The organism is Actinomadura sp. 7K534, from assembly GCF_004348575.1.
Lineage (GTDB): Bacteria > Actinomycetota > Actinomycetes > Streptosporangiales > Streptosporangiaceae > Spirillospora > Spirillospora livida.
This window is the reverse complement of the sequence record NZ_SMKB01000358.1, coordinates 1-5,440: the sequence shown is the minus strand read 5'-3', so window position 1 is coordinate 5,440 and position 5,440 is coordinate 1. Positions and strand designations below refer to the sequence as shown.

Sequence of the window (5,440 nt, the reverse complement as noted above, 5' to 3'; positions counted from 1 at the left end):
CGGGTGGGGGCGGTCGCCTGGGCGGCGCGGACCGCGGCCGCGAACCCCCTCAGCTGCGTCGGGCTGAACTCGTCCTGGATCCGCTCGAACTCGTAGCGCTCCTCGGCGCGGGCGTGCGTCAGCACGTCCATCCGCAGCTTGTCGAGCGTCTTGAGGAACGCGGGGTCCTCGGTGTCCATGCCGTCCAGCTCGGACAGCGTCTCCTTGGCGGCGCGCTCCTCGGCGAGCCGGTCGTCCACGATCCCGTCCCCGCCCGGAATGCGGCGGGCCATCGGGTGGACGATCTCCTCCTCCGCGGTCTCGTGCACGGCCAGCAGCCGTACCAGGGCGCGGAACGCCTCCTTGCGCTCCTGCCCTTGGGAATGCATGACTTCGTCGAACAGGTCGCGGATCTGGCCGTGCTGCGCCTTCAGCAGGTCGATCAGATCCTCGGTGGACGAGTACTGCTTCTCGGTGGTGCTCACTGCCGTTCCCTCGCTTCGTCGTTCGTGACCACCCGCCAGGGGTGCGATGTGCCGGGGCCGCGGGCGTTACTCGTACGGCTTGTCGCGCAGGCGCGGGACCGGGTGCGCGCCCTCGGTCTGGAGGCGGTACTCGTCGCCGAACTTGTGCCGGTGCTCGTCGATGACGACCTCGGTCGACGGCCGCTCGGCGTTGATCTTGTCCTGCATCGCCTCGAACCGCTCGTGGGCCTCCCAGACGATGCCGGTGCCCAGCGTGGTGTAGTCGATCTGCGTGGCGAGCAGCTCGCGGATGTACGCCTTGTTCGGCTCGAACGTGACCGGCTCGGGCAGCTCGTGCGGCAGCATCGCCTCCGGGTCGCGGCCCTCCGCCTGGCGCATCATGTCGCACGCGAGGCGCAGGTGCTCCAGCTCCATGTTCAGGTGCAGCTCCCAGATGCCCTTGACGCGCGGGTCGCTCTCGGTCTGCATGAACGAGTAGTACATGTAGCACTCGTTGTACTCGTGGTTGACGAGGCGCTCGTACCAGGTCTCGTTCGGGTCCAGCATGGACTCGTAGTGGGTGACGTGCTCCTCCTCCACCATCCCGATCTCCTGGTAGAGCTGCCGGGCGATGGGCTCCATGTAGAGCGGGCCCATGTTCATGTAGAAGTTCATCGTCTGCTGCTCCGCCGCCATGATGGTCAGCGCGTGCAGCTTCGACAGCGGCGCGGCGGCGTCGCGGTCGTAGGGCTCGCGGACGTTGTCGACCGGGTCGCGGTGCTGCTGGTAGGTGGGGCGTCCCGGCATCACCTCGGTGAGCCCGTCGACGATCTTCTCCGCCTTGCGGTGCTCGATCATCTCGTAGAGGTTGGCGTACCGGTACAGGTGGTCGAAGTCCTCCAGGAGGCCGAACTCGTAGCACGCCTTGAGGTACGGGTCGGGCTCCATACGGGCCACCCAGCCGGTCAGGTCGGTGGCGACCTGCTCGTAGGAGATGGTGGTCTCCAGGACGGACGCCTGGCCGGGCAGCAGCCAGTTGACGACCTTCTGCTGCTGCTGTTCGACGTAGCGGACCTTGGCCAGCTGCCGCTTGGTCTCGATGTCGGGGCACATCCGCGCGAAGTGGTGGCTGTACATGATGGCCTCCACCTCGAGGCCGTTCAGCGCGATGATGCGGCACTTCGTGTACGGGTCGGAGTTGTCGGGGTCGACCGGGGCCACGTCGAGCTGGCCCCAGTTGCGGAACTGGTCGTCGATCGGGATACCGCGGTGTTCGAACGGATTGAACGCCACCAGGCTGGTCCTTCCTCTCACTTGCGCGTCGCCATGACGCTCGGTGCGCCTACCCGTCAGGCCCCGTCCCGCACATCTCCGGTGGGCGAACTCCAAGATCTTTATGTGGCGTTGGTCTCGTCGCGACCACCGGCGGCCGAACGTTTTCGCACGTCAAGACGGTCCGCCCTTGCCGTGGCCGCCGGCCGTCTGATCGGGCTGGACGGGGCCGGCACCGACGTGGGGATGGTGCAGGTCGAAGGCCGGGCGCTCCGAGCGGATGGCCGGGACGGCGGTGAAGTTGTGGCGCGGCGGCGGGCAGGACGTCGCCCATTCCAGGGAGTTGCCGTAACCCCAGGGGTCGTCGACGTGCACGTCCCGGGCCTTGCGGGACGTGCGCCAGACGTTCCACAGGAACGGGAAGGTCGACAGCCCCAGCAGCGCGGCGCCGGCCGAGGAGACCAGGTTCAGGGTGGTGAACTCGTCGGCGTAGTCCGCGTAGCGGCGCGGCATGCCGGCGACTCCGAGCCAGTGCTGGACGAGGAACGTGGTGTGGAAGCCGATGAACAGCATCCAGAAATGGATCTTCGACAGCCGTTCGTCCAGCATCCGGCCGGTCATCTTGGGCCACCAGAACGCGAACCCGGCGAACATCGCGAACACCACGGTGCCGAACAGCACGTAGTGGAAGTGCGCGACGACGAAGTAGGAGTCGTGGGTGTGGAAGTCGAGCGGCGGCGAGGCGAGGATGACGCCCGTGAGGCCGCCGAACAGGAAGGTGACCAGGAACCCCAGCGCCCACAGCATCGGGGATTGCAGCACGATCTGCCCGCGCCACATCGTCCCGACCCAGTTGAAGAACTTGATGCCGGTCGGGATGGCGATCAGGAACGACATGAAGGAGAAGAACGGCAGCAGCACCCGTCCGGTGGCGAACATGTGGTGCGCCCAGACCGTCATGGACAGGCCGGTGATGGTGATGGTGGCGAAGACCATGCCGACGTAGCCGAACAGGGGCTTGCGGCTGAAGACGGGGATGACCTCGGTGATGATCCCGAAGAACGGCAGCGCGACGATGTAGACCTCGGGATGCCCGAAGAACCAGAACAGGTGCTGGTACATCAGCGGTCCCCCGTTCGCGGGGTCGTAGATGTGGGCGTTCAGGATGCGGTCGGCCCACAGGGCGGCCAGCGCGGCGGCCAGCACCGGGAAGGCCAGCAGGACCAGGACCGACGTGAACAGCACGTTCCAGGTGAAGAGCGGCATCCGGAACATGGTCATCCCGGGCGCGCGCATGGTGAGGATGCTGGTCATGAAGTTGACCGCGCCCAGGATCGTCCCGAAGCCGGACATGATCAGCCCGCCGATCCAGAGGTTTCCGCCCACCCCCGGGGAGCGCATCTCGTCCGAGAGGTTCGGGTAGGCGGTCCAGCCGAAGCTCGCGGCGCCGTCCGGGTTCAGGAAGGCGGAGAGGGCGATCAGGGCGCCGAAGAAGAACAGCCAGAAGCTCAGCGCGTTCAGCCGCGGGAACGCCACGTCCGGCGCCCCGATCTGCAGCGGCATGATGACGTTGGCGAAGCCCGCGAACAGCGGGGTCGCGAAGAAGAACATCATGATCGTGCCGTGCATGGTGAACATCTGGTTGTACTGCTGGTTGCTCACCACCTGCAGCCCCGGATGCGCCAGTTCCCCGCGGATGACCATGGCCATCAGCCCGGCGAGCGAGAAGAACCCGAACGAGGCGATCAGGTACAGGTATCCGATCTTCTTGTGGTCGGTGGTGGTCAGCCACTCGACCACCACCTTGCCCTTGCCGCGCCGTACCGGCGCGGCCAGTGAGGTCGCCGGCTCCCCCGCCGGCCGTTGCACGTCGGTCACCGGGGCGCTCCTCGGATCAGGCGGCCGGCCGCGGGGAGTCCCCGCGTCAGCATGTGGGCGACGGGGACGGCCCGGCGGCGCGCTCCGCTGCGCCGGGGGTGGCCTGCGCACCGGTGGAGACGGGGCAGGGCTGCCGCATGACCAGCGGGATCACCGCCGCCAGGAAGGCCGTCGCGGCTACCATCACCGCCGCCAGGACGACCGCCGCCCGCGGCGGCCGCCACGAGACGCACGGCTCCTCGGGCGGCACGCCGAACTCGGCCAGCCGCCGGCTCAGCCACGGGTCCCGCCGGTCGAACTCGGCGTCGAGATGCCGCAGCACCGCCCGCTCGTGCTCGGACAAACCCATCGGCATCTCCCCCCATGGCGCCGACCGTCCGCGCGGTGCCCGCTCGGTCAGCGGAAGGAAAGATGACCGAGCAGAGTCAGGTGACTCCTCTGAGTGAGGCCGCGAATGCGGCACCTACCCTCGTGGTCAGGCCGAAACCTGCCGTGCCCGCCGCCTGCGCCCGGCCACGGCGTACCACTGGACGGCGAGGACGACCGCCAGCGCGACCTCCACCAGGTCGCCGCCGTAGTACATCAATTGCGCGGCGACGTGCAGGTCACTCGCCGCGAAGGCCGTCCCCGGCGGGGGCAGGGCATAGAGGGTCTTGGCGAGGACGGCGTGCGCGGCCCCGGCGGCCAGCAGCGTCGCCCCGCGGAGCGGCAAACCCCAGCGGCGCCGCACCGGGTCGAGCTGGCAGATCGCGGCGGTGAACAGCAGCCCGGCCGCCACCACGTGCGCGTGGACCAGCGCGTGCAGGATCGGCCGGTCGTGCGCGGCGGCCAGCAGCGGCGTCCGGTACAGCACCCACAGCCCGCCCATGTCGAGCGCGGCCGCAACCGGCGGGAACAGCAGCCAGCCGGACACGCGCCAGTGCGCCGCCGCCAGCAGCGCCCGGCGCGGCCCTCCGGGGCGCAGGGCCCGCAGCGCCAGCGTCAGCGGCCGGGCGAGCACCAGCAGCACCGGCGCGACCATCCCGGCCAGCAGGTGCTGCGCCATGTGGACGGTGAACGCCCCGCCCGGCAGCGGCCCGGCGACCGCGGCGGCCAACGCGGCCCCACCGGCGGCGAAACACGCGTCCCGTCCCCACGGCCAGGCGTCCCCGCGCCCGCGCAGCCTCCGCGCGGCGGCAAGGTACCCGGCGACCACCGGCAACGCGCACGCCACGGCCACGATCTGCCCGGCCTCCAGGCCCGGACCATGGCCGTTGTGCATCACCGCTCCCGGCCGCCCAGCCGCCGCGCACGCACGGCGAGCACCGCACCGACGGCCAGCAGCACGACTCCGGCACCGTTCCACACCAGGTCGTAGGGCAGCAGATCGGGAACGTCATAGCGGACCTGGTGCACGCGTAGCACCTTGTGGTCGACCAGCCCGTCGAACAGCTGGAAGCCGCCCAGCCCCAGGAACAGCCCGGCCCAGGCATGCGCCGCCGACAGGGCCCGATCGCGCCGCAGATCGGCCCACCACACGAACCCGATCACCAGCCCCAGCAGTTCGGCCGTGTGCAGCAGCCCGTCGGTCAGCAGCCCGATCGCCGGCGTGGACCGGTCGTAGAAGTGGTGCCAGCCCAGCAACTGGTGGAAGACGATCTCGTCCACCGCCGCCATCACCGCGACGCCGATCAGCACCCCGACCGCCACCGACCGCCCCACCCGCACCGGCCGCACCTCGGACCGCCCATCCGCGGGCTCGGAAGAACCACTCATAGCCGCCCAACTCCACACCTGATCGCCACCACCGCCTACCCCGCCGCACGGCGATCACTCGCCCGCCGGACGAGTCGCGGGGCTACGGCTGG

The 5,440-nt window shown here is 69.7% G+C and carries 6 protein-coding genes; all 6 read right to left on the bottom strand.

Going from position 1 to position 5,440, the window contains the following annotated elements; genetic code table 11:
- The coding region (locus E1266_RS35295) for a hemerythrin domain-containing protein (RefSeq protein ID WP_132054634.1) at positions 1–464 on the bottom strand (464 nt) is incomplete at its 3' end.
- 66 nt (positions 465–530) lie between these two features.
- The gene (locus tag E1266_RS35290; RefSeq protein ID WP_132054632.1) at positions 531–1,736 is read right to left on the bottom strand and encodes a hypothetical protein; all 1,206 of its coding nucleotides are present in this window, start codon (positions 1,734–1,736) and stop codon (positions 531–533) included.
- A 153-nt stretch (positions 1,737–1,889) separates the two neighbouring features.
- On the bottom strand, positions 1,890–3,584 hold the full coding sequence (ctaD, locus tag E1266_RS35285; RefSeq protein ID WP_207946115.1) for a cytochrome c oxidase subunit I: 1,695 nt from the start codon (positions 3,582–3,584) through the stop codon (positions 1,890–1,892).
- 55 nt (positions 3,585–3,639) lie between these two features.
- The gene (locus E1266_RS35280) at positions 3,640–3,942 is read right to left on the bottom strand and encodes a DUF3040 domain-containing protein (RefSeq protein WP_165966339.1); all 303 of its coding nucleotides are present in this window, start codon (positions 3,940–3,942) and stop codon (positions 3,640–3,642) included.
- Between the two features lie 126 nt (positions 3,943–4,068).
- Entirely contained in the window at positions 4,069–4,854 is a 786-nt protein-coding gene (locus E1266_RS35275; RefSeq protein ID WP_132054628.1) for a cytochrome c oxidase assembly protein, read from the bottom strand.
- On the bottom strand, positions 4,854–5,348 hold the full coding sequence (locus E1266_RS35270) for a DUF2243 domain-containing protein (protein ID WP_132054626.1): 495 nt from the start codon (positions 5,346–5,348) through the stop codon (positions 4,854–4,856). The genes E1266_RS35275 and E1266_RS35270 overlap by 1 nt, the downstream gene beginning before the upstream one ends.
- Positions 5,349–5,440 lie beyond the last annotated feature (92 nt).

What these genes read in the sequence shown, in the direction of transcription:
- E1266_RS35280 (WP_165966339.1), bottom strand. Translation starts at nt 3,942, where the DNA reads ATGGGTTTGTCCGAGCACGAGCGGGCGGTGCTGCGGCATCTCGACGCC.
- E1266_RS35275 (WP_132054628.1), bottom strand. Translation starts at nt 4,854, where the DNA reads ATGCACAACGGCCATGGTCCGGGCCTGGAGGCCGGGCAGATCGTGGCC.
- E1266_RS35270 (WP_132054626.1), bottom strand. Translation starts at nt 5,348, where the DNA reads ATGAGTGGTTCTTCCGAGCCCGCGGATGGGCGGTCCGAGGTGCGGCCG.